Genomic DNA, 18,960 nt, shown 5'->3' on the forward strand with positions numbered 1-18,960 from the left:
TCGTAGACTCTCGGGGTGGACACGACCCTCCAGGACCCTCTCGTCGGGCAGCTGCTCGACGGCCGGTATCGCATTGAGGCGCGCATCGCGGTCGGCGGGATGGCCACGGTCTACCGGGCCGTGGACACCCGCCTGGACCGGGTGCTCGCCCTCAAGGTGATGCATCCGGCGCTCGCCGTCGACGTCGCCTTCGTCGAGCGGTTCATCCGCGAGGCCAAGTCGGTGGCGCGGCTCGCCCACCCCAACGTCGTCGCGGTCTTCGACCAGGGCGCCGAGGGCGCGTACGTCTATCTCGCGATGGAGTATGTGGCGGGCTGCACCCTGCGCGACGTCCTGCGCGAGCGCGGCGCCCTCCAGCCCCGGGCCGCGCTGGACATCCTGGAGCCGGTCCTCGCCGCGCTCGGCGCCGCGCACCGGGCCGGGTTCGTGCACCGGGACATGAAGCCGGAGAACGTCCTGATAGGCGACGACGGCCGGGTGAAGGTCGCCGACTTCGGGCTGGTCAGAGCGGTCGGCACGGCCACCGACACCACCGGTTCGCTGCTGGGCACGGTCTCGTATCTGGCGCCGGAGCAGATCGAGCACGGCACCGCCGACACCCGCAGCGATGTGTACGCCTGCGGGGTCGTGCTGTACGAGATGCTGACCGGCGCCAAGCCGCACACCGGCGAGAACGCCGCCCAGGTCATCTACCAGCACCTCAACAACGACGTCCCGGCCCCGTCCGCCATGGTGCCGGGGCTGCCGGTGGCGCTGGACAGCCTGGTGGCGAGCGCGACCGCCCGCAATCCCGAGGTGCGCCCGTACGACGCGGTGCTGCTGCTGGCCGAGGCCCGGGAGGCCCGTGCCGGGCTGACCGAGGCCGAGCTGGACGCCGTACCGCCGCAGGCGCTCTCGGACACGCACGACGGCGCACAGGACCGTACGAGCGTGATCCCGCGGGCCCTTCCGGCGGACGGGCCCGGGGACGGCGTGCACCGCACCAGCCGGCTGGAGATGCCGCCGCCGGTCGCACCGCCCCGGCGCAGGGCCGCCCGGCGCGGTCCGTTCGGCGGCCCGCACCGCAAGCTGATCACGATCATCACCGCCGTCCTGCTGACGCTCGGCGTCGGCCTGGGCGTCTGGTACATCAACTCCGGCCAGTTCACCCAGGTCCCCTCGCTGCTCGGCCAGACGCAGAAGGCGGCGGAGCAGCGGCTCTCGGACGAGGGGCTCGGGCTGAAGGGCGTGGAACGGGTCTTCAGCGACACCGTGGAGCGGGGTTCGGTGGTCGGCAGCGACCCGGCCTCCGGCGACCGGATCCGGGGCAACGGCTCGGTGAAGCTCGTCGTCTCGCGCGGCCCGGAGATCGTCCGGGTGCCCGATGTGGCGGGCTCCTCCCTCGCGGACGCCAAGCGCTCGCTGAAGAAGGTGGGCCTGGTCCCCGGCATGGTGGCCAGGGAGTTCAGCGAGGAGGTGGCGCGCGGTGAGGTGATCCGTACGGATCCGCGTGCGGGCACCGACCGCAACCCGGACACCGCCGTGGCCCTGGTCGTCAGCAAGGGCAGCCCGATCGACGTCCCGGACGTCACCGGCCTCTCCGTCGAGGACGCCACCGCCGAGCTGGAGGGCGAGGGGCTGAAGGTGGAGGTGCTGCCCGGCCGGGTCCACTCCACCGAGGCCGACGGGGACATCGCCAAGCAGTCCCCGGGCGCCGGCGACGAGGCGGCGGAGGGTGACACGATCGAGCTGACCGTCTCCAAGGGACCGCGCATGCTGGACGTCCCCGACGTCACCGGGCGGGACGTCGACGAGGCCCGGGCCACCCTGGAGGAGGCGGGCTTCGACGTGAAGGTCGACCGGCCGTTCCTCTCCTTCAGCGACACCGTCGCGCGCCAGTCCGTGGACGGCGGCGAGCAGGCTCCCGAAGGTTCCACCATCACGATCAGGACCAAGGGGCTCTAGACATGCGTAACCCTGTGGGCGGACACGTCCCGGTGGCCGGCGGCCTCGCCAAGGTCGGTCTGGAGTACGCCCGGGAGCTGGCGGCCGAGGCCGTGCAGGTCTTCGTCGCCAATCCGCGCGGCTGGGCGACGCCCGCCGGGAACCCTTCGCAGGACGAGCTGTTCCGCGCGGAGTGCGCGGCCGCGTCGATACCGGCGTACGTCCACGCCCCGTATCTGATCAACTTCGGGTCGCACACCGAGGCGACGGTCGAGAAGTCCGTGGAGTCGCTGCGCCACTCGCTGCGGCGGGCCCGGCAGATCGGCGCGCTGGGCGTGGTGGTGCACACCGGCTCGGCGACCGGCGGGCGGCCCCGCGCCGAGGCGCTGGCGCAGGTGCGGGAGCACATGCGGCCGCTGCTGGACGAGCTGACCCATGACGACGACCCGTATCTGCTGCTGGAGTCGACGGCGGGCCAGGGCTCCTCGCTCTGCTCCCGTACGTGGGACTTCGGACCGTACTTCGAGGCGCTGGACGCCCACCCCAAGCTGGGCATCTGCCTGGACACCTGCCACATCTACGCGGCGGGCCACGATCTGGCCGGACCGTCCGGGATGCGGCAGACGCTCGATCTGCTGGTGGAGACGGTCGGTGAGGGGCGGCTGAAGCTGATCCACGCCAACGACTCCAAGGACGTCGTCGGCGCGCACAAGGACCGGCACGAGAACATCGGCTCCGGCCATATCGGCGCCGAGCCGTTCCGGGAGCTGTTCACGCACCCGGCGACCGAGGGCGTACCGCTGGTCATCGAGACGCCCGGCGGCAAGGAGGGGCACGCGGCGGACGTGGCCCGGCTGAAGGAGCTGCGGGAGAGCGTCCGGAAGTAGCCCTGGAGCTCCGGGAGAACGTCCGGAAGTAGCCCCGGGGCTGAAGAAGCCCTAGAGCTCGGGGCCGTCCCCCGGCTCCTCCTGGTACGAATAGCGCTGCTCGCTCCAGGGGTCGCCGATGTTGTGGTAGCCCCGCTCCTCCCAGAAGCCTCGCCGGTCGGCCGTCATGTACTCCACGCCCCGGACCCACTTCGGGCCCTTCCAGGCGTACAGGTGCGGGACGACGAGGCGGAGCGGGAAGCCGTGCTCGGCGGTGAGCAGCTCGCCGTCCTTGTGGGTGGCGAAGAGCGTGCGGTCGGAGGCGAAGTCGGCCAGGCGCAGGTTCGAGGAGAAGCCGTACTCGGCCCAGACCATCACATGGGTGACGCCGGGCGCCGGTGGTGCCAGGTCGAGCACCGTACGGGCGGAGACTCCGCCCCACTCGGCGCCGATCATGCTGAACTTCGTCACGCAGTGCAGATCGGCGACGACGGAGGAGAACGGCAGCGCCGAGAAGTCCTGGTGGTTCCAGCAGTGCTTGTCGCCGTCGGCGGTGGCCCCGAAGACCCGGAACTCCCAGCGCTCCGGTTTGAACTTGGGAACGGGCCCGTAGTGGGTGACCGGCCATCCGCGCTGCAGGCGCTGTCCCGGCGGAAGCTCGGACTGCTCTGACTCGCGGTTTTCCCGGCTTTCCGGCTGACCCATGTCTCCATGGTGACAGACAGGCAGGGGTGGTCATGACCAGGGCAGACCCCCGCGGGGTCAACTCGTACTAAGCGTGCACTTACTGGACGGCCGGTGAGTGCGGTGCGAGGATGCGGCCACCTTGTCGATCACGCTTGGAAGGAGCCTCTGCGATGCAGGGCGACCCCGAGGTCCTTGAGTTCCTCAATGAACAGCTGACTGCCGAACTGACCGCTATCAACCAGTACTTCCTGCACGCGAAGATGCAGGACAACTTCGGCTGGACCAAGCTCGCCAAGTACACCCGGGCCGAGTCCTTCGACGAGATGAAGCACGCCGAGATCCTCACGGACCGGATCCTGTTCCTGGACGGGCTGCCGAACTACCAGCGGCTCTTCCACGTGCGCGTGGGCCAGACGGTCACCGAGATGTTCCAGGCGGACCGCCAGGTCGAGGTGGAGGCGATCGACCGCCTCAAGCGTGGGATCGAGGTGATGCGCGCCAAGGGGGACATCACCTCGGCGAACATCTTCGAGTCCATCCTGGAGGACGAGGAGCACCACATCGACTACCTCGACACCCAGCTGGAGCTGGTGGAGAAGCTCGGTGAGCCGCTGTACATCGCGCAGCTGATCGAGCAGCCGGAGAGCTGACAGCCGCTGTACGGGGAAGGGTCAGGCCGCGTCGGGAAGACGGGTGTCCTGGGCCGCCGCCACCGGCAGGGCCACCGGGTGGCCGACGGAGGCCGCCACGGGCTCCCGCTGCTGGCTCACGAGGTCGCGGCGCGAGCAGTCGCGCCCCAGCAGGGCCTGGATCCGGCGGACACAGCCGCCGCAGTCGGTGCCGGCCTTGCAGGCCGAGGCGATCTGGCGCGGGGTGCAGGCCCCGGCGTCCGCATGCTTCTTGACCTGCGCCTCGGTGATGCCGAAGCAGGAGCAGACGTACATGCGGTTCACCTCCCTGCGGGCCGGTCGCTGGTGCCGTCCCCGTCTTCGTCGGTGAGGCTAACCTAACCTTACCCGCCTGGCGAGCCGCGCAAAAGCCCGGGAACGGACTGTGGGGCACGGATCACATGGATCCGTGCCCCACAGGTGCGTCCGGCGGGAACACCCACCAGGGACTGCTTACTGGTCGCGGTACATCTCGGCGACGAGGAAGGCCAGGTCGAGCGACTGGCTGCGGTTGAGCCGCGGGTCGCAGGCCGTCTCGTAGCGCTGGTGCAGGTCGTCCACGAAGATCTCGTGCCCGCCGCCCACACACTCGGTGACATCGTCGCCGGTCAGCTCCACGTGGATGCCGCCCGGGTGGGTGCCGAGGCCCTTGTGAACCTCGAAGAAGCCCTTGACCTCGTCCAGGACGTCGTCGAAGCGGCGCGTCTTGTGGCCGGAGGCGGCCTCGAAGGTGTTGCCGTGCATCGGGTCGGTCACCCACGCCACGGTGGCGCCGGACGCGGTGACCTTCTCGACCAGCTCGGGGAGCTTGTCGCGGACCTTGTCGGCGCCCATGCGGACGATGAAGGTCAGCCGGCCGGGCTCGCGCTCGGGGTCCAGGCGGTCGACGTAGCCGAGGGCCTCGTCGACGGTGGTCGTCGGGCCGAGCTTGATGCCGATCGGGTTGCGGACCTTGGAGGCGAACTCGATGTGCGCGCCGTCCATCTGCCGGGTGCGCTCACCGATCCAGACCATGTGGCCGGAGGTGTCGTACAGCTCGCCCGTACGCGAGTCGGTGCGGGTCAGCGCCGTCTCGTAGTCCAGCAGCAGCGCCTCGTGCGAGGCGTAGAACTCGACCGCCTTGAACTCGGCCGGGTCGGTGCCGCACGCCTTCATGAAGTTCAGCGCGTTGTCGATCTCGCGGGCCAGGGCCTCGTAGCGCTGGCCTGCGGGGGACGACTTCACGAAGTCCTGGTTCCAGGCGTGCACCTGGCGCAGGTCCGCGTAACCACCGGTGGTGAAGGCGCGCACCAGGTTCAGCGTGGAGCTGGACGCGTGGTACATCTGCTTCAGCCGCGCGGGGTCCGGGATCCGGGCCTCCTCGGTGAAGGCGAAGCCGTTCACCGAGTCGCCGCGGTAGGTCGGCAGGGTCACGCCGTCGCGGGTCTCGGTCGACTTGGAGCGCGGCTTGGAGTACTGGCCCGCGATCCGGCCGACCTTGACGACCGGCACGGAGGCGGCGTAGGTCAGGACGGCGCTCATCTGGAGGAGCGTCTTCAGCTTGGCCCGGATGTGCTCGGCGGACACGGCGTCGAAGGCCTCGGCGCAGTCGCCGCCCTGCAGCAGGAACGCCTCGCCCTTGGCGACGGCTCCCAGACGGGCGCGCAGCTGGTCGCACTCGCCCGCGAAGACGAGCGGCGGATACGACGCGAGGTCCGCGAGTACATCGCGCAGGGCCTCGGAGTCGGGGTACTCGGGCTGCTGCGCCGCGGGAAGGTCTCGCCAGGTGTTGCCACCGGCGACGGAGGTATTGGCGTTCACGGTCACATGGACCACATTACGGGGTCGCGCGGGGCGTCCATTCGAGCGCTCAACAGTTGAGACACCCGCTCCGATGCCCGGAACGTCCGCTAGGGTCGCAGCATGTCGACGCAACAGATCCAGATCTCGATCCAGAACTGGTGGTGGACCGCTCATCCGGCGGCCCGCTGAATCATCGCGCTGACAGACACCGCGAAGGCCGCCCGAGGGGCGGCCTTTCCTGCGTTTCGGAGCCGTTCCTCTCCCCCGTGAATCCCGTACGAGGCCCTCGTACGGACCGTCCGGAAGGAACCCGCTCCCATGTCCCGTACCGCCGTTGAACTCGTCCGCCGGCTGCTCGCCGACGACGCCCCGCCCTTCGCCCTGCTGCGCCGGCGTACACCCGGCCGTGACCACGATCACGTGGAGGTGCTGATCGGCCCGGTGCGTCAGGCGGAGCGGCTGGCCGATCTGCCGGTGGGCGAGCGGCCCGCGCTCGCGCTGGTGCCGTTCCGGCAGATCGCCGAGCGCGGCTTCGACGTGCGGGACGACGGGACGCCGCTGAGCGTCCTGGTCGCCGACGAGACGCACGAGGTGGAGCTGACGGAGGTGCTGGCCGCGCTGCCCGGCCATGACGTGAAGGTGGAGGACCGGGGCTTCGATGTGCCGGACGGGGAGTACGCGGAGATCGTGCGGCGGGTGATCCGGGACGAGATCGGGCAGGGCGAGGGCGCGAACTTCGTGATCCGGCGGACGTTCCGGGGCGAGATCCTGGGGTTCGGGCGGGCCGACGCGCTGGCGCTGTTCCGGCGGCTGCTGGCGGGTGAGCGGGGCGCGTACTGGACGTTCGTGGTGCACACGGGCGACAGGACGCTGGTGGGGGCCAGCCCCGAGGTGCATGTGCGGATGTCCGGCGGGACCGTCGTGATGAACCCGATCAGCGGGACCTACCGCTACCCGGCCGAAGGGCCGACCCCCGAGAGCCTGCTGGCCTTCCTCGGTGACCGCAAGGAGAGCGAGGAGCTGTCCATGGTGGTCGACGAGGAGCTGAAGATGATGTGCACGGTCGGCGACATGGGCGGCGTGGTCGTCGGACCCCGGCTCAAGGAGATGGCCCACCTCGCCCATACGGAGTACGAGCTGCGGGGGCGCTCCTCGCTGGATGTACGGGACGTCCTGCGCGAGACCATGTTCGCGGCGACCGTCACCGGCTCTCCGGTGCAGAACGCCTGCCGGGTGATCGAGCGGTACGAGCACGGCGGGCGCGGCTACTACGCGGGCGCGCTGGCGCTGCTGGGCCGGGACGCGAACGGGGCGCAGACGCTGGACTCGCCGATCCTGATCCGGACCGCCGACATCGCTCCGGACGGCAGCCTCGCGGTCCCGGTCGGCGCCACCCTCGTACGCCACTCGGACCCGGAGAGCGAGGTCGCCGAGACGCACGCCAAGGCCGCCGGGGTGCTGGCGGCGCTCGGGGTGCGGCCGGGGCGGCCGGAGGCGGAGGCGGGCCGTCCGCTGCTGGCCGCCGATCCCCGGGTGCAGGCGGCGCTGGACGACCGGCGGGGCGGGCTCGCCCCGTTCTGGCTGCGGATGCAGGAGCGGACCCGGGAGCTGACCGGGCACGCCCTGGTGGTGGACGGCGAGGACACCTTCACCGCGATGCTGGCCCACCTGCTGCGCTCCTCCGGGCTCGATGTGTCGGTGCGCCGGTACGACGAGCCGGGGTTGCGTGAGGTGGTGCGGGCGCATCAGGGGCCGGTCGTGCTGGGACCCGGCCCCGGGAATCCGGGCGATCTCACGGACCCGAAGATGCGGCTGCTGCGGGAGCTGGCGGCCGAACTGGTCCGGGAGCACCGGTACGGGCTGCTCGGTGTCTGCCTCGGCCATGAGCTGATCGCGGCGGAGGTGGGGCTGGAGATCGTACGCAAGGCGGTGCCGTACCAAGGGGCGCAGACGCGGATCGAACTGTTCGGGCGGCCGGAGACGGTCGGCTTCTACAACAGCTTCACCGCTCGGTGCGACTCCCCTGCCGCCGTCGAGCTGGCCGCGCACGGCATCGCGGTGAGCCGGGACGAGGAGAGCGGTGAGCTGCACGCGCTGCGCGGGCCCGGCTTCGCCTCGGTGCAGTTCCATCCGGAGTCGGTGCTGACCGTGCGCGGGTCCGCGATCGTGACGGAGCTGCTGGCGGGGCTGCCGGTGCTGAGCTGAGCTTCCGAGCTCACCTACGGGGCACGAGCACGTTCTCGCTGTGGCGGCGGGCCAGGTAGTCGGTGACGTTCTGTACGGTCGCGTCGATGATCTGGCCCACCGCGTCCTCGGTGTAGTACGCCTGGTGCGAGGTGACGATGACGTTCGGGAAGGTCACCAGCCGGGCCAGAGTGTCGTCGTCGACGCCTTCCAGGGACTTGTCCAGGAAGAAGAGCCCGGCCTCCGCCTCGTACACGTCGAGTCCGACGCCGAGGAACCGTCCGGCCCGCAACTCGGTGACCAGGGCCGCGGTGTCGATGAGGCCGCCGCGGCTGGAGTTGACCAGGATCGCGTCGTCCTTCATCGACTTGAGGGCCGCCTCGTTGATGATGTGCTGGGTGGCGGGGAGCAGCGGGACGTGCAGGCTGATCAGGTCGGCCTCGGCGAAGAGCCGCTCCTTCTCCACGTACTCCATGCCGAGCTCCAGGCAGGCCGGGTTCTCCACGACGTCCCAGCCGAGCAGCTTCATCCCGAAGCCGTGGGCGACCTTGGCGAACGCCTCACCGATCTTGCCGGTGCCGACCACGCCGACGGTCCGGCCGTGCATGTCGCGGCCGAGCAGTCCGTCGAGCCGGAAGTCGAAGTCGCGGGTGCGGCTCGCGGCCCGGATCACGCGCCGGTTGGCCGCCATGGCCAGGGTCCAGGCGAATTCGGCGACCGAGTACGGCGAGTAGTACGAGACCCGGGCGACGCGCAGGGCCAGGCGCTCGGCGACGTCCAGGTCGATGTTGTTGAAGCCGGTGGAGCGCTGGGCGATCATCTGCGTGCCGCCGGTGGCCAGGGTCTGGAGGACCTGGGAGCCGAGGTCGGCGTTGACGCTGGTGGAGATGATCTCGTACCCGGCCGCGATGGGAGCGGTGTCCCGGTTCAGGAAGACGTCCAGGCAGCGCACCTCGTGCAACCCGGCGAAGGCCTTCTCGATCAGGGGCTTCTCGTCTGACTGCACACCGAACGCCAGGATCTCCATAGCGCGAATATAAGGCTCCGCACCGGGGCGCGCCTGCGGCCGGACGGCCCGCCGGTCGGGCCGGAGGTCCCGGCGCTCCCGGCCACAGGTCCCGGCCCCGGGTCGGTCCTGGATCGGCCCCGGGTCCCGGTCAGGCGTCGTCGAGGCCGCGCTCGATCGCGTACCGCACGAGCTCCACCCGGTTGTGCAGCTGGAGCTTGCCGAGGGTGTTCTGCACGTGGTTCTGGACGGTGCGGTGCGAGATGACCAGGCGCTCCGCGATCTGCTTGTAAGAGAGTCCCTTGGCGACCAGCCGCAGCACCTCGGTCTCCCGGTCGGTGAGCTGCGGGGCCTTGGGCTCGTCGGAGGCGGCGGGCGCGGGGTCGGAGGCGAGCCTGCGGTACTCGCCGAGGACCAGGCCGGCGAGGCCCGGGGTGAAGACCGGGTCGCCGTCGGCGGTGGAGCGGACGGCGTCGGTCAGCTCCTGGGTGGAGGCGGACTTGAGGAGATAGCCGGTGGCGCCGGACTTCACCGCCTCCAGGACGTCGGCGTGCTCGCCGCTCGCGGAGAGGACCAGGACGCGCAGGCCGGGGTGGGAGGGGACCAGTTCCTTGCAGACCTGGACGCCGGGCATGCCGGGCAGGTTCAGGTCGAGGACCAGGACGTCCGGGTTGACCGCCTTGGCGCGGCGGACCGCCTGCGGGCCGTCCCCGGCGGTCGCGACGACGTCGAAGCCGGACTCGGCGAGGTCGCGGGCGACGGCGTCGCGCCACATGGGGTGGTCGTCGACCACCATGACCTTGATCGGCCGGTCGGTCGGCTCCGCGCCGTCCTGCTGCGGTGCGCTCCGAAGTGCGTCCTGTGGTGCCGCGTCCTGTGGTGCGTTCTGCGTCGTCGCGTCCTGCGGTCCTGCGTTCTGCGTGCTCATCGGGCCGATCCTGCCTTCCCCCGGGAAACCTGTGCTTTCGGAACCTTCAACTCGACCTCGGTGCCCTGTCCCGGCACCGAGATCACCTCGGCCGTGCCGCCGAGATCGCGCAGCCGGCCGCGGATGGAGAGCGCGACCCCCATCCGCCCCTCCCCCTCCGCCTGGGCGAGGCGGCCCTCCGGGATGCCGGGGCCGTCGTCCCGGACGGTGACGACGACCTCGCCGGGCTCGTCCTCGACCAGGATCCACGCCTGCGCCCCGTCGCCGGCGTGCACCCGCACATTGTCCAACGCGGCACTGACTGCGGCGGCCAGCTCACGGGCGGCCTCCGCAGGCAGGACGACCGGAGCGCCGGGCTCCGCGAAGCTGGTACGGGAGCCGGCGTGCGGGGCGAGGAGGGCGCGCAGGTCGCAGGTGGTGGCCTCGGCGCCGGAGTCCTCGTCCACGTCGACCGTGCGGACGACGGCCCCCTCCGCGGCGTCCTCGGAGACCCGGGTCGGCGGGACCAGGCCGCTGGAGACCAGGGTGCGCAGGGCGACCTCCTGCTCCCCGGCCATCCGGCCCAGCTCGGCCGCCTCACCGCCGATCGCGGTGCCCCGGCGCTGCACCATGGCGAGGACCTGGAGCACGCTGTCGTGGATGTCCCGGGCCAGCCGCTCGCGCTCGCGGGTCGCGGCCTCGATCTCCAGGGCGCGGGCCAGGGTGCGTTCACTGGCGCGGGCGACCTCGACGACGTACCCGATGGCGATGGAGGCGACCCAGACCAGCAGGACGTTGTGGAAGGTGTCCCGGCTGGGGTCGCCGCGCTGGATGATGTTGGCGACGGCGACGAAGGTGGAGGCGAAGGCCGCCCACCGCCAGCCGCCCTTGATGGCGAAGGCGAGAACCGCTCCGGCCGTCCAGATCGAGGGCAGCGTCGGGCCGTCGAAGGTCTGGGAGTGGACGTCGGCGACCGGGGTGAGCATGATCCCGGTCAGCGCGACGACGAGGTCCGCGCCGAGGAAGCGTTTGGTGCAGCTCGCGGCCGAGCGGACCTTGGGCAGGGTGGCGAGCGTCCACACGAAGAGGAACGCGAGGTAGGCGCAGGCCACCCAGGGCCGCTCGAACCTCTGCTGGCCGAAGTTGTCCTTCCCGAAGATCGCGAGCAGCACCGCGTAGATTATCGTCAGTACGCGGTAGCCCGTCAGCGCACGCCACAGCGGCTGCTCGACCGACATCCGTACGACCCGCTCACGCTTGGCCATGTCGCCCCACCCCCCGACCGTCCACGACGCCGTTACGCGCCGGACCGTTCCGTTCCGTCCTCGTCGCCCGCCGCCTGCGCCTGCTTCCGCTCCCGCTTGGCCTCCTCCGCCTTCGCCTTCGCCTCGTCGTCGATCTGGCGCTTGGCGGCGGTGGCGTAGATGTCCACGTACTCCTGGCCGGAGAGCTTCATGATCTCGTACATGACCTCGTCGGTCACCGAGCGCAGGATGAAGCGGTCGCCGTCCATGCCCTGGTAGCGGCTGAAGTCCAGCGGCTTGCCGATCCTGATGCCGGGGCGCATGAGCTTGGGCATCACCTGGCCGGGCGGCTGGATCTTCTCGGTGTCGATCATCGCGACCGGGATGACCGGGGCGCCGGTGGCCAGCGCGACGCGGGCCAGGCCGCCGGGCTTGCCGCGGTAGAGGCGGCCGTCGGGCGAGCGGGTGCCCTCCGGGTAGATGCCGAAGAGGCCGCCGCTCTCGACGACCTGGATGCCCGCCTTGATCGCCGCCTCACCGGCGCCACGGGCTCCGGAGCGATCGACGGGGAGCTGGCCGACGCCCTTGAAGAAGGCGGCGGTGAGCTTGCCCTTGACGCCCGGGGCCGTGAAGTACTCGGCCTTGGCGATGAAGGTGACCTTGCGGTCCAGGACGGCCGGGAGGAAGAACGAGTCGGAGAAGGAGAGATGGTTGCTCGCGAGGATCGCCGGCCCCCGCTCGGGGATGTTCTCCAGGCCCTCCACCCACGGCCGGAAGGCGAGCTTCAAGGAGCCGCCGATGGAGAACTTCATTGCGCCGTAGATCAACTGCTCTGCCTCCTGTGTGCTGTGGCTCAGACCTTATCCCGGGGCGTGCGCGGGGTCCGCGACCCGGGGCGTGCGCGGGGTCCGTGACGGCCCTGGTCGGTGTCGGTCCGGTCGCGTACGGTGAAGTCATCCGTCAAGCACGCCCCCGGTGCGCGCCCCCGCCCCGCCTCACCTCACGAACAGGAGACCCCGGTGCCGGTCCTCCCTGGAGCCGAGCCGTTCCGCCACGAGGGCGGAGAGGTCGGCGTCCTCCTCTGTCATGGCTTCACCGGCTCGCCGCAGTCCCTGCGTCCCTGGGCCGATTACCTCGCCGAGCGCGGGCTCACCGTCTCGTTGCCGCTGCTGCCCGGCCACGGCACCCGCTGGGAGGACATGGCGGTCACCGGCTGGCAGGACTGGTACGCGGAGGTGGACCGCGAGCTGCGGGTGCTGCGCGAGAAGTGCGAGCGGGTCTTCGTCTTCGGCCTCTCCATGGGCGGCGCGCTGTCCCTGCGGCTGGCGGCCAAGCACGGGGACGCGATCAGCGGTCTGGTGCTGGTCAACCCGGCCAACAAGGTGCACGGCCTCTCGGCGTACGCGCTGCCGGTCGCCCGCCATCTGGTGCGTACGACGAAGGGGCTGGCCGACGACATCGCGCTGCCGGGCTCGCACGAGGTCGGCTACGACAAGGTGCCGCTGCACGCGGCGCACTCGGTGCGGAAGTTCTTCCGGCTGGTCGACGGCGAGCTGCCGCAGGTGACCCAGCCGGTGGTGGTGCTGCACAGCCCGCAGGACCATGTCGTACCGCCGGCGGACAGCGCGCGGATCCTCAGCCGGATCTCCTCCACGGATGTTTCCGAGATCTTGCTGGAACAGAGCTACCACGTGGCGACGTTGGACCATGATGCGGAGCGGATCTTCGATGAGAGCTACCGGTTCATCGGCCGTCTCGCACCGAGCGTCGGGATGAAGGGGAGCACGTCCGGTGGCTGAGCACGACGCGGAACGCACAGGCAGCGACGAGGAGCGCGAACCGCGCCCCACGGAGAGCGCGGCCGTCCCGGAGGGGACGACGAAGCCGGCCGTCCCGGAAGGGGCCGAGCCGGAGAAGCGGCCGGACGAGGAGCGGGTGATCGACGAGGACGCGGCCTGGGCCGCGATCGTCGCGGGGTACGGGGAGGAGCCGCCGGACCCGCCGGGGGCCAAGCCGTTCAAGTCCGTCGAGGATCTGGCCCTGCTGGAGGACGACCAGCGCAATGTGGTGGGGCCGGAGGACGGCCGGGCCGGGAGTCCGGCGGACAAGGGGGCCGGGAAGCCGCCGAAGCCGCCGGAGAAGAAGCCGCTCGGCAGCTCCGTCGTCTTCGCGCCCGGTGTCGCCGGTCCGCGCGACTACGAGCTGCCCGAGTCCAAGGACGACGGCATCGACGCGCCGGACGACGGCGAGGAGGGCCACTTCGTGCCTCCGGAGCCACCGCCGCTGCCGGAGGCCGACACCACGGCGAAGTTCGCCTGGCTCGCGGTGCTCGGCGGGCCGGTGCTGATGCTGCTCGCGGTGCTGCTCCAGTGGGAGATGACGTGGTGGCTCACCACGCTCTGCATCGGCGGCTTCCTGGGCGGCTTCGCCACGCTGGTGGCCCGGATGCCGCACGACGACGATGACGACACCTACGGCGACCCGGGGCGCGGCGCGGTCGTCTGAAAGCTCAGCCAGCAGGCACTTTGAGGGCGGCCAGGACCGGCAGATGGTCGGTGGCCGCCCTCAGGTCCGCGTCGCTGACGCCGGAAAGCCCGGCCGGGACTCCGCAGCCGAGCACCTCGATGCCCGGCGTCGCGAAGACGGCGTCGATGCGCTTACGGGGCCCGTCGGGCGGGAACGTCAGCTCGCCGCCCCACGGGGCGACGGCCCGGCAGTCCTGAAGCTGCCCGGCCAGGTGCTGGAACGCCTTTCCGGTCGGTACGTCGTTGAGGTCGCCGCCCGCCACGGCGTGCTGGACGCCCAGGGACGCCAGCCGCTCCAGCAGCAGACCGGCCTGGGTGAGGCGTTCGTCGCGCTGGAGGCTCAGATGGCAGCTCAGCACCCCGAGCCGGGCCCCGCCGATCCGTACGACAGCGGTGGCGAAGCCCCTGCGGTGCCGGCCCGGAGTGAGCGGCAGCAGGACGTCCTCGGTGCGCTCGACGGTGGCGCGCAGCGAGCAGAGCAGCAGCGGTCCGGCGGCGGTGGCGCCGCCGCCGAGGACCACCAGGCCGCTGCTCTTGGCCAGCCGCGCGGCCGCCTTGCGCCAGCGGAAGAAGCGCGGCGCCTCCTGGACGAGGACGAGGTCGGGGGCGCAGGCGCGGATGACCCGGGCCAGGGCCGCGGTGTCGTCGCGCATCGAGCGGACGTTGTAGCTCAGCACCCGGATCACGGCTGAACCGTCCGGTTCGGTACGGGAGTCGGGCAGCGGCGTCAGGACCATGCGGGCCACGATACGACGGACGCCCGCCGCTGCCCCGGAGGGCGGCGACGGGCGCCGTGTGCGTCGTACGGGCCGGGTGACTAGCCTTGGCGGGCCAGGTCGGCCGCGCCCACGAGGCCTGCCTTGCCGCCGAGTTGGGCGGCGAGCACCTGCGCGTGCGGGCGCCACTCGCCGCCGATCAGCCAGCGCCGGAACGACTTGCGGATCGGGCCGAGGACCAGCTCGCCCTCGTCCGAGACGCCGCCGCCGACGATGAACGCGGACGGGTCGAACAGCGAGGCGAGGTCGGCCAGTCCGGCGCCGGCCCAGCGGGCCAGCTCACGGAACGAGTCGACCGCGACCGGGTCGCCCTGGCGGGCGGCCTCGCTGATGTGCTTGCCCTCGATGCCGTCCACCGTGCCGTCGCCGAGGCCGAGCAGTATGGCCGCGTTCTCGGGGGTGGCGTTGGCGCGCTGCTTCGCGTACCGCACCAGGGCGCGGCCGGAGGCGTACTGCTCCCAGCAGCCCTGGCTGCCGCAGCCGCAGAGCAGGCCGTCCGGGACGACCCGGATGTGGCCGAACTCGGCGGCCACGCCGAAGCGTCCGCGGCGCAGCTTGTTGCCGATGATGATGCCGCCGCCGAGGCCGGTGCCGAGCGTGATGCAGATGACGTCGTCGTGGCCCTGGCCGGCGCCGAAGCGGTACTCGCCCCAGGCGGCCGCGTTGGCGTCGTTCTCGACGACGACGGGCAGGCCGACGCGCTGCTCGACCTTGTCCTTGAGCGGCTCGTGGCGCCAGTTGATGTTGGGTGCGAAGAGCACGGTGGCGCGCTTGTCGTCGACGTAACCGGCGGCGCCGATGCCGACGGCCTCCACGTCGTGACCCTCGCTCGCCCCGGCCACCGCCGCGCAGATCGCGTCGACGATGCCTTCGGCCGTCGGCGGGGTCGCCACCTTGAACGTCGAGAGGATCCGGCCCTCTTCGTCGACCACTCCAGCCGCGATCTTCGTGCCGCCGATATCGACGCCGATGGTGAGTCCCATGAATCCCTCAGTTTCGGTCGAGCCCCGCTAAGGGCAACCGTACCCGAGGCAGCGCCCGGCCCGGCCGGGACCGGTCGGTCCCGGCCGATGTGGAGCGCGCGGCCGGCCGGCCCGTCCGGTCAGTCCAGGTCGATGCGTTCGGTGCCGGAGGGGCCTTCGTCGCGGCCTTCGTCACGCGGATCGGACGGGTCGTCGGCGGCCTTCTCGGCGGGGGCGGGCTTGGCGGGGTCGGCGGCGGTGCGGGTCCAGCGGCTCTCCTGGCCCTCCACCGCCGAGCGGTAGGCGGCGAGCAGCTCGTTCCCGGCGGCGGCGAGGTGGTCGAAGACCTGCGGGTTGCGCTCGATGACCGGCTCCACGGCGGACCGTGCCTGCCGGATGGCCTGCTGGACCGCGCCCTGGGCGGCGACGCCGAGCAGCGGCGACTGGAGCGAGGAGACCTTGTCGGCGACCGCGTCGACCAGCTTGCGCAGCTCCTCGGCGGCGGAGCCGGGCTGCGGGCCGTACTGGGCGCGGCGGCGGGCCTTCTCCTCCGCGAGGTCCTCGGCGCAGGCGTCGGCCCACGCGTCGCCGTCGACGGGACGATCGGTGGCTTCACTCATGGCGGACTCCTGCGACGCGGGGTGGAGGCAGCCGGCGCCGGCCGGCCGGGCTCGAACTCGTACCACCGACGTTACCCGAATGGCCGCGGACCGTTCAGGAGGTACGGGTCACGGGGTACGCGGCCAGAGCGCCGGGTCCGGGGTGAAGCGGACCCGCAGGACGCCGTCGGTCAGGGCCGCGCCGGAGACCGTGCAGCGGCGCAGGGCCGAGGCGACCTTGAGGATCCGGTGGAACGGGCCCACGGTCAGGAGCAGTTCCTCGCCGCGACGGACCAGGCGCAGGTCCTGCTTCACCGCGCCGGGCAGCGGCAGGCACCAGGCCAGCACGGACGGGCCGCCCTCCTCGCCCGGCTCCTCCTCGATCCACCACGGGTCGTCCGCCCGGCCCGGCGCGCGCTCGTCCGGCGCGGGGACGGCGAGCGCGGCCAGGTCGTCGGCGGAGCGCGGGTCGCGGCCCAGGTGCGCGGCCTCGTGGACCGGGACGTGCGGGGCCCACTCCTCGTGCCAGTGGCCCAGGCACTTCTCCTGCCGGGCGGCGAGATCGGCGAACCAGGGGTCGGAGGAGTGGCGCGGCAGGACCCGGTTGGCCACCAGCAGGTCGGCGCGGAGCCCGTACAGGGCGAGGCCGGTGCGGGCGGTGCGCAGGGCGTCCTCGGCGGCGGGCCCGGGCTCGGCGACCAGGCGGAGCGTGGTGGCGCCGTCCTCGACCAGGGCCTGGACGGCGGCCAGCTCCTCGTCCTTGCGGGCGGCGGCCTCGTACAGCCACTGCGCGGGCATCGGGACCCCGGCGAGCTGGGCGAGGACCGGGCGCAGGGCGCGGGCGGCCTGGCGTTCGGCGGGGAGCAGGCGGCGCAGGTAGCGGCGGAGCTGCTCGGGCAGGGCCAGCAGCGCGAGGGCCTCGGTGAGCGGCGGGAGGTCGACGACGAGGGTGTCGTAGCCGGCGGTGGACCAGTCGCCGGCGGCGGCCCGGTGCAGGGTGTGGAGGAGGGCGAGCTGCGGGGCGCCGGGGAGTTCGGTGAGCTCCTCGCCGTCCAGGCGTCCGGCGCCGAGCAGGTCCAGGACGCCGGATGCGCGCTCCTGGAGCTCGGTGAGTTCGGCGCGGAAGTGGGCGCCGGAGTCGATCCGGGCGTGGTCGAGGCGGTCGGTGACGGCGGTGGGCTCGGGGCCCGCGGGGATGCCGGGTATCGGCTCGGCGGAGACCAGGAGGGTGCGGTGGCCGTGCGCGGCGGCGGCCAGCGCGGTCGCCGCGGCGAGGGTGGTACGGCCCGCGCCGCCGGGACCGGTGGCCAGGACCGTACGCATGGCTCTCAGCCCTGCGGGACGGACTCGACGCGCTTCTTCAGACCGGCGAGCGCGCGGTCGATGATGACCTTCTCGGCCTTGCGCTTGATCATGCCCAGGAGCGGGATCTTGACGTCCACGGCGAGCTTGTAGGTGACCTCGGTGCGGACGCCGCCGGCCATCGACGCGAGGGCGTACGTGCCGTCCAGCGAGCGCAGCATCTGGGACTTGACCAGGGTCCAGCTGACTTCCTTGTCGCCGAGCCAGGTGTACTGCAGGACGTGGTCGTCCTTGATGGCTCCGGCGTCCAGGACGAGGCGGACCTGCTCGGCGCGGCCCTGGTCGTTCACCGCCAGGACCTCGGCCTCCTTGACCTCGCCGGTCCACTCCGGGTAGCGGGCGAAGTCGGCGATCACCGCCATGACGTCGGCCGGTGCCGCCTCGATCGTGATGCTCGAGCTGGTGTGTTCAGCCATCGCCGTGGCCCTCCAGTGCGGTGTTACCGGTCGCGTTCGGCAGAAGCCTGCCGCTGTGCAGGCTATCGCGTGCCCGCCGCGCTCCGGTCCACGCCCCGGGCCCTTCCGGTCACCAGGTCAGCGCCCAGGGCGTGCCGGTGGAGGCGAAGTGGCCGACGTTGACGCACTCGGTGGTACCGATCCGCATCCTGCGGACCAACGGCTGGTGAACATGGCCGAAAAGCGCGTACCGGGGACGGGTGGTGCGGATGGCTTCCAGCAGGGCGGTGGAGCCGCGTTCGAAGCGGCGGGCGACGGTGTCGTACGTCAGCTCCGGGACCTCGGGCGGGATGTGCGAGCAGAGCACGTCGACCGGGCCGAGCGCTTCGACCTTGGCGGCGTACTCCTCGTCACTGATCTCGTACGGGGTGTTCATCGGGGTCCTGAGGCCGCCGCCGACGAAGCCGAAGACCCGGCCGCCGATCTCCACCCGCTCCCCGTCCAGCACGGTGGTGCCGGGGCGGGCGTACTCGGGCCACAGGTCGGGGACGTCGACGTTGCCGTAGGTGGCGTACGTCGGGGTGGGGAAGGCGGCGAAGAGTTCGGCGTACTGCGTGCGTACGGCGCCGATGATCTCGGTGAAGCGGTCGCGGCCCGCCCACAGCTCGCGGCCGAAGGCGCGGGCCTCCTCGTAGCGGCGGGCGGTGCGCAGCTCGACGATGCGGGTGGCGTTCTCCTTGCCGAAGAGGGCGGGGAAGATACCGCGCGAGTGGTCGGCGTAGTCGAGGAAAAGCACCAGGTCACCGAGGCAGATCAGGGCGTCGGCCCCCTCCCCCGCGCGGGCCAGGGCCTCGGCGTTGCCGTGCACATCGCTGACCACGTGGATCCGGGTGGAGCGGCGTGCGCCCGCCGCCGGCCCGTCCGCTTCGCTGCCTCGCATACGGATCACCCTAGGACGGCCGCCCGCGTGCGGGTAGATCCGGCCGGACCTGCGGTTACTTTCGAGTCGTCGGGCCGGTGGACTAGTGTGCGCGAAAAGGGCCATTTACCTGTGTGATGCATAAGACATCTGGC

General features: G+C 71.8%; 20 protein-coding genes. 7 read left to right on the forward strand and 13 right to left on the reverse strand.

Annotated elements, in window-relative coordinates:
* Positions 1 to 15 precede the first annotated feature (15 nt).
* Positions 16 to 1,944 carry a Stk1 family PASTA domain-containing Ser/Thr kinase gene (gene pknB / locus ACQP09_RS07085; protein WP_433396837.1) on the forward strand — a complete coding sequence of 643 codons (1,929 nt, stop codon included), beginning with the start codon at positions 16 to 18 and terminating at the stop codon, positions 1,942 to 1,944.
* Between the two features lie 2 nt (positions 1,945 to 1,946).
* Positions 1,947 to 2,810 carry a deoxyribonuclease IV gene (locus ACQP09_RS07090; protein ID WP_433396839.1) on the forward strand — a complete coding sequence of 288 codons (864 nt, stop codon included), beginning with the start codon at positions 1,947 to 1,949 and terminating at the stop codon, positions 2,808 to 2,810.
* 51 nt (positions 2,811 to 2,861) lie between these two features.
* Here the strand turns inward: ACQP09_RS07090 and ACQP09_RS07095 are convergent, their stop codons facing one another.
* Positions 2,862 to 3,494, reverse strand: coding sequence for a sulfite oxidase-like oxidoreductase (locus ACQP09_RS07095; protein ID WP_404070289.1), 633 nt, complete (start codon positions 3,492 to 3,494; stop codon positions 2,862 to 2,864).
* A 152-nt stretch (positions 3,495 to 3,646) separates the two neighbouring features.
* On the opposite strand from ACQP09_RS07095, the gene bfr reads away from it, so the two are divergent.
* On the forward strand, positions 3,647 to 4,126 hold the full coding sequence (bfr, locus tag ACQP09_RS07100) for a bacterioferritin (protein WP_387550899.1): 480 nt from the start codon (positions 3,647 to 3,649) through the stop codon (positions 4,124 to 4,126).
* Between the two features lie 21 nt (positions 4,127 to 4,147).
* On the opposite strand, the gene ACQP09_RS07105 is transcribed toward bfr, so the two are convergent.
* Both ACQP09_RS07105 and ACQP09_RS07110 read right to left on the reverse strand, forming a co-directional pair.
* Positions 4,148 to 4,420 (reverse strand): (2Fe-2S)-binding protein, encoded by a 273-nt coding sequence (locus tag ACQP09_RS07105; protein ID WP_432148168.1) that lies wholly within the window; start codon positions 4,418 to 4,420, stop codon positions 4,148 to 4,150.
* A 177-nt stretch (positions 4,421 to 4,597) separates the two neighbouring features.
* On the reverse strand, positions 4,598 to 5,944 hold the full coding sequence (locus ACQP09_RS07110; RefSeq protein ID WP_026241475.1) for a class II 3-deoxy-7-phosphoheptulonate synthase: 1,347 nt from the start codon (positions 5,942 to 5,944) through the stop codon (positions 4,598 to 4,600).
* 102 nt (positions 5,945 to 6,046) lie between these two features.
* Here ACQP09_RS07110 and ACQP09_RS07115 point away from each other — a divergent pair, with 102 nt between their 5' ends.
* Complete coding sequence (locus ACQP09_RS07115) at positions 6,047 to 6,115, forward strand: trp operon leader peptide (protein ID WP_106429850.1); 69 nt, start codon at positions 6,047 to 6,049, stop codon at positions 6,113 to 6,115.
* Between the two features lie 129 nt (positions 6,116 to 6,244).
* Positions 6,245 to 8,131 (forward strand): anthranilate synthase family protein, encoded by a 1,887-nt coding sequence (locus ACQP09_RS07120; RefSeq protein ID WP_433396842.1) that lies wholly within the window; start codon positions 6,245 to 6,247, stop codon positions 8,129 to 8,131.
* Between the two features lie 10 nt (positions 8,132 to 8,141).
* Here ACQP09_RS07120 and ACQP09_RS07125 read toward each other — a convergent pair whose 3' ends face one another.
* From ACQP09_RS07125 to ACQP09_RS07140, 4 genes are all read right to left on the reverse strand, one after another.
* Positions 8,142 to 9,137, reverse strand: a complete 996-nt coding sequence (locus ACQP09_RS07125) for a 2-hydroxyacid dehydrogenase (protein ID WP_433396844.1) — start codon at positions 9,135 to 9,137, stop codon at positions 8,142 to 8,144.
* A gap of 130 nt (positions 9,138 to 9,267) precedes the next feature.
* Complete coding sequence (locus tag ACQP09_RS07130) at positions 9,268 to 9,912, reverse strand: response regulator (protein ID WP_433406510.1); 645 nt, start codon at positions 9,910 to 9,912, stop codon at positions 9,268 to 9,270.
* A 128-nt stretch (positions 9,913 to 10,040) separates the two neighbouring features.
* Positions 10,041 to 11,288, reverse strand: a complete 1,248-nt coding sequence (gene macS / locus ACQP09_RS07135) for a MacS family sensor histidine kinase (protein WP_433396846.1) — start codon at positions 11,286 to 11,288, stop codon at positions 10,041 to 10,043.
* A 32-nt stretch (positions 11,289 to 11,320) separates the two neighbouring features.
* Positions 11,321 to 12,094: a lysophospholipid acyltransferase family protein gene (locus tag ACQP09_RS07140; protein WP_433396847.1), complete on the reverse strand. Its 774-nt coding sequence runs from the start codon at positions 12,092 to 12,094 to the stop codon at positions 11,321 to 11,323.
* Between the two features lie 192 nt (positions 12,095 to 12,286).
* On the opposite strand from ACQP09_RS07140, the gene ACQP09_RS07145 reads away from it, so the two are divergent.
* The gene (locus ACQP09_RS07145) at positions 12,287 to 13,066 is read left to right on the forward strand and encodes an alpha/beta hydrolase (RefSeq protein WP_432148173.1); all 780 of its coding nucleotides are present in this window, start codon (positions 12,287 to 12,289) and stop codon (positions 13,064 to 13,066) included.
* Positions 13,059 to 13,772: a hypothetical protein gene (locus ACQP09_RS07150; RefSeq protein WP_433396849.1), complete on the forward strand. Its 714-nt coding sequence runs from the start codon at positions 13,059 to 13,061 to the stop codon at positions 13,770 to 13,772. Before ACQP09_RS07145 ends, ACQP09_RS07150 begins: the two co-directional genes overlap by 8 nt.
* Before the next feature lie 4 nt (positions 13,773 to 13,776).
* Here ACQP09_RS07150 and ACQP09_RS07155 read toward each other — a convergent pair whose 3' ends face one another.
* The 6 genes from ACQP09_RS07155 to ACQP09_RS07180 all read right to left on the reverse strand — a co-directional run bounded on the left by ACQP09_RS07155 (position 13,777) and on the right by ACQP09_RS07180 (position 18,826).
* Positions 13,777 to 14,529 (reverse strand): endonuclease/exonuclease/phosphatase family protein, encoded by a 753-nt coding sequence (locus ACQP09_RS07155; RefSeq protein ID WP_433396851.1) that lies wholly within the window; start codon positions 14,527 to 14,529, stop codon positions 13,777 to 13,779.
* 80 nt (positions 14,530 to 14,609) lie between these two features.
* Positions 14,610 to 15,551 (reverse strand): ROK family glucokinase, encoded by a 942-nt coding sequence (locus ACQP09_RS07160; protein ID WP_432148176.1) that lies wholly within the window; start codon positions 15,549 to 15,551, stop codon positions 14,610 to 14,612.
* Positions 15,552 to 15,670: 119 nt separating this feature from the next.
* Entirely contained in the window at positions 15,671 to 16,150 is a 480-nt protein-coding gene (locus ACQP09_RS07165; RefSeq protein WP_433396854.1) for a DUF5304 domain-containing protein, read from the reverse strand.
* Positions 16,151 to 16,258: 108 nt separating this feature from the next.
* Entirely contained in the window at positions 16,259 to 17,452 is a 1,194-nt protein-coding gene (locus ACQP09_RS07170; RefSeq protein WP_433396856.1) for an ArsA family ATPase, read from the reverse strand.
* A 5-nt stretch (positions 17,453 to 17,457) separates the two neighbouring features.
* Positions 17,458 to 17,907: an SRPBCC family protein gene (locus tag ACQP09_RS07175; RefSeq protein ID WP_404070313.1), complete on the reverse strand. Its 450-nt coding sequence runs from the start codon at positions 17,905 to 17,907 to the stop codon at positions 17,458 to 17,460.
* A gap of 109 nt (positions 17,908 to 18,016) precedes the next feature.
* The gene (locus ACQP09_RS07180; RefSeq protein ID WP_433396858.1) at positions 18,017 to 18,826 is read right to left on the reverse strand and encodes a metallophosphoesterase family protein; all 810 of its coding nucleotides are present in this window, start codon (positions 18,824 to 18,826) and stop codon (positions 18,017 to 18,019) included.
* Positions 18,827 to 18,960 lie beyond the last annotated feature (134 nt).

The organism is Streptomyces sp. CA-146814 (genome assembly GCF_050942385.1).
Taxonomy (GTDB): Bacteria; Actinomycetota; Actinomycetes; order Streptomycetales; family Streptomycetaceae; genus Streptomyces.

What these genes read in the sequence shown, in the direction of transcription:
- ACQP09_RS07090 (WP_433396839.1), top strand. Translation starts at nt 1,947, where the DNA reads ATGCGTAACCCTGTGGGCGGACACGTCCCGGTGGCCGGCGGCCTCGCC.
- ACQP09_RS07095 (WP_404070289.1), bottom strand. Translation starts at nt 3,494, where the DNA reads ATGGGTCAGCCGGAAAGCCGGGAAAACCGCGAGTCAGAGCAGTCCGAG.
- bfr (WP_387550899.1), top strand. Translation starts at nt 3,647, where the DNA reads ATGCAGGGCGACCCCGAGGTCCTTGAGTTCCTCAATGAACAGCTGACT.
- ACQP09_RS07105 (WP_432148168.1), bottom strand. Translation starts at nt 4,420, where the DNA reads ATGTACGTCTGCTCCTGCTTCGGCATCACCGAGGCGCAGGTCAAGAAG.
- ACQP09_RS07120 (WP_433396842.1), top strand. Translation starts at nt 6,245, where the DNA reads ATGTCCCGTACCGCCGTTGAACTCGTCCGCCGGCTGCTCGCCGACGAC.
- ACQP09_RS07125 (WP_433396844.1), bottom strand. Translation starts at nt 9,137, where the DNA reads ATGGAGATCCTGGCGTTCGGTGTGCAGTCAGACGAGAAGCCCCTGATC.
- ACQP09_RS07130 (WP_433406510.1), bottom strand. Translation starts at nt 9,912, where the DNA reads ATGGTGGTCGACGACCACCCCATGTGGCGCGACGCCGTCGCCCGCGAC.
- macS (WP_433396846.1), bottom strand. Translation starts at nt 11,288, where the DNA reads ATGGCCAAGCGTGAGCGGGTCGTACGGATGTCGGTCGAGCAGCCGCTG.
- ACQP09_RS07155 (WP_433396851.1), bottom strand. Translation starts at nt 14,529, where the DNA reads ATGGTCCTGACGCCGCTGCCCGACTCCCGTACCGAACCGGACGGTTCA.
- ACQP09_RS07160 (WP_432148176.1), bottom strand. Translation starts at nt 15,551, where the DNA reads ATGGGACTCACCATCGGCGTCGATATCGGCGGCACGAAGATCGCGGCT.
- ACQP09_RS07165 (WP_433396854.1), bottom strand. Translation starts at nt 16,150, where the DNA reads ATGAGTGAAGCCACCGATCGTCCCGTCGACGGCGACGCGTGGGCCGAC.
- ACQP09_RS07170 (WP_433396856.1), bottom strand. Translation starts at nt 17,452, where the DNA reads ATGCGTACGGTCCTGGCCACCGGTCCCGGCGGCGCGGGCCGTACCACC.
- ACQP09_RS07175 (WP_404070313.1), bottom strand. Translation starts at nt 17,907, where the DNA reads ATGGCTGAACACACCAGCTCGAGCATCACGATCGAGGCGGCACCGGCC.
- ACQP09_RS07180 (WP_433396858.1), bottom strand. Translation starts at nt 18,826, where the DNA reads ATGCGAGGCAGCGAAGCGGACGGGCCGGCGGCGGGCGCACGCCGCTCC.